The organism is Nitrospira sp. BLG_2 (assembly GCF_049222245.1).
In genome coordinates, this window is sequence record NZ_JBLYIG010000446.1 from 1 (window position 1) to 2364 (window position 2364).

Genomic DNA, 2364 nt, shown 5'->3' on the forward strand with positions numbered 1-2364 from the left:
GTTCAGCATGCCGGTCAAACTGAATGAAAAGAACGGGCAGACGCCCGCAGTGGCGGTCAATCGGCAGGGAACGGTCGTCATGGGCTGGAAAGAACACGCGATGCCCGCTCATCGTCTGGTCATTCAAACCATGCAGTTTCCCGGCGCGAACCTCACTCTTAGGAAGGCCGTGGACCATGAGCCATAAAACCGGCCGGTTAGTGCCCGCCTTGCTGCTCGCCGGATGCGTCATCGCCCTCGCCATCGGTGTCGGCGGATACGTCGCTCGTGCCGCAACCTCGGTGAGCGATCCGTTCGCCGCGCTGCGCGTCACTCGACTCCCGGCTCCTGCTCCGATCACGGCATTTGACCTGAAGGCGCTCGCCGGTGGAACCATCCGCTCCAAGGAGTTGGCCGGAAAGGTCGTGTTGCTCAATTTTTGGGCGACCTGGTGCGGGCCCTGTAAAGAGGAAATGCCGTCGCTGGCCAAACTCCAAACGCAGTTCGATCCGGCGCGGTTTCAAGTCGTCACGGTTACGACGGACATGCATCCACGCGGCATCAAGCAGTTTCTGGATCATCTGGGGATTCATCTGCCCGTGCTGTTCGACGAGACCGAGGATGTGTCGAGGTCCTTTATGGTGCGAGGCTTGCCGACGACGGTGCTCATCGCCCAAGACGGCCGAGCCGTCGGCCGCGCGGTCGGACCTCGTGCATGGGACAGCGAGGAGTCGGTCGCGCTGGTGCGACATGTTCTCGAAGAAATGAAATGAAGCGTTGGTTCGCACCCTTCGTCGTCGGGATGGCCCTGCTTTATGCCGCTCTCGCTGTAAGCGCGGCAGGCTGTCTCGTTCTACAGGCGGACGAGCCGGCCCATGCTCACCATACCCCGTCTCACGCCGCACACTCCACGCTGTGTGCCTGGGTTTGTCAGATGAATCCCACGGTCGGCATCCAGACTGTCGCGCCGCTTCTCGCCTTTTTCGTTCTCGTCGCGATGCAGCGATCGGTTGGCGCGGCGCCGCAACTTCATTTCATTTCCGCCGTTTCCCGCTCTCGGGCTCCCCCTCGGTGATCCTTTTCTAAATTCGTATCGGTCGCACGCGGTTACCGGTTTGGCAGCCATTGAGGCTGTATGTCGGGCTGTGTCTTTCACTAATCTGCTCGAGCGAGGAGTCGGCGATCATGGTTGAATTGGTACGTGTTTCTCGATGGAGCTGTGCGGTTGCAGTGGGACTGGTGATGATGTGTGCGGTCTGGGGAAACAACGTGTTTGCGCAAGATACAGCTGCCGCCGATCCATCCACCTCGCCCCGTGAGAGAGAGCTGCGGGATCAGCTCAAGACCATTCTGCAGGAATTGGACGACCTGCAACAAAAGAAGGAGAGTGCGAAGCCGGAAACCGAGCGTTCCTCGATCATCAAGGAAAAAACGGATCTGACCTCACCGGAAACAACGGCCGAAGCCTCCTCATCAGCAACAGGGCCGGATTTCGATTTGGCCGATATGAGTATCGTCAGCAAGCGTCTCCAAAAGCGACCGGAAGGGGTATCACTGTCGGCGACCGCTCCTTCAGAAACGGAGTCGCAGCCGACCAGAACCATGAAGGAATCCATGGAATCGCTCCCCGGCGTCGTGTTGCGGCAAGCCAACGGCCCTCGCGATTTCAGCCTCATGATCCGCGGGCAGGGCGCCAAAACGTCTTTCGCGGTTCGAGACATCAAGGTCTACGAGGATGGCATTCAGCAAACACAATCGGACGGACTCTCACGTCTCGATATGCAGGATCCCTGGTTCATGCGCAGCGTCGAAGTGACCCGAGGCGCGTCGTCTTCCTTGTACGACAACTATGCGCTGGGCGGGATGGTCCACTTCCGAACCAGACGGGGAAGCGATATTCGAGGACTGGAAACCTTTTTCTCGGGAGGATCGTTCGGGTACCAGAAGTACGGGGTCGCCATCGGCCAAGAAACGGAGCGGTTCGACGTCGCGATGTTCGGCAGTCATGTGGCGGAAGATGGGTTCATCCAGCACAGCAACTACAATACGCAAACGATTAACCTCAACCTCCGCTATAAGATGGATGATCGGCAGACTTTCTATTTCAAGGCCATTAACAATTGGCTGAATACGAAAGTGCCGACTCGGCTTACACAGGGGCAGTTTTTTGTGGATGAACGGCAGGCCGGCGGCGCACAGACGGTTTGTACGCCCGGCACCTACAATGGCGGCTGTGCCAATTCACTGCTGCTCAACCAAAGCCGGGTTGATCGGCGCACGGTCATCGGAGGGATCTACGAGCGGCAGTTTGATACGAATACCGTCTTGACGGTGGAAGCCGACTACGACGTCAAAGATATCCAGCAATCATTCTCACAGATCTTC

The 2364-nt window shown here is 58.2% G+C and carries 4 protein-coding genes; all 4 read left to right on the plus strand.

Translation table 11 applies throughout. From position 1 onward, the window contains the following. Positions 1-187 (plus strand): hypothetical protein (locus ACOSYY_RS12205; protein ID WP_421662680.1); only part of this gene is annotated, 187 nt, incomplete at its 5' end. Then, positions 177-752 carry a TlpA family protein disulfide reductase gene (locus tag ACOSYY_RS12210; RefSeq protein WP_421662682.1) on the plus strand — a complete coding sequence of 192 codons (576 nt, stop codon included), beginning with the start codon at positions 177-179 and terminating at the stop codon, positions 750-752. The genes ACOSYY_RS12205 and ACOSYY_RS12210, both read left to right, overlap by 11 nt. Next, the gene (locus tag ACOSYY_RS12215; protein WP_421662684.1) at positions 749-1054 is read left to right on the plus strand and encodes a hypothetical protein; all 306 of its coding nucleotides are present in this window, start codon (positions 749-751) and stop codon (positions 1052-1054) included. The genes ACOSYY_RS12210 and ACOSYY_RS12215 overlap by 4 nt, the downstream gene beginning before the upstream one ends. Before the next feature lie 110 nt (positions 1055-1164). Next, positions 1165-2364, plus strand: a 1200-nt coding sequence (locus ACOSYY_RS12220; protein ID WP_421662686.1) for a TonB-dependent receptor, incomplete at its 3' end; no start/stop codon positions are given.

Excerpts from the sequence above, each read along its gene's own strand:
- ACOSYY_RS12210 (WP_421662682.1), top strand. The coding sequence starts at position 177 with ATGAGCCATAAAACCGGCCGGTTAGTGCCCGCCTTGCTGCTCGCCGGA.
- ACOSYY_RS12215 (WP_421662684.1), top strand. The coding sequence starts at position 749 with ATGAAGCGTTGGTTCGCACCCTTCGTCGTCGGGATGGCCCTGCTTTAT.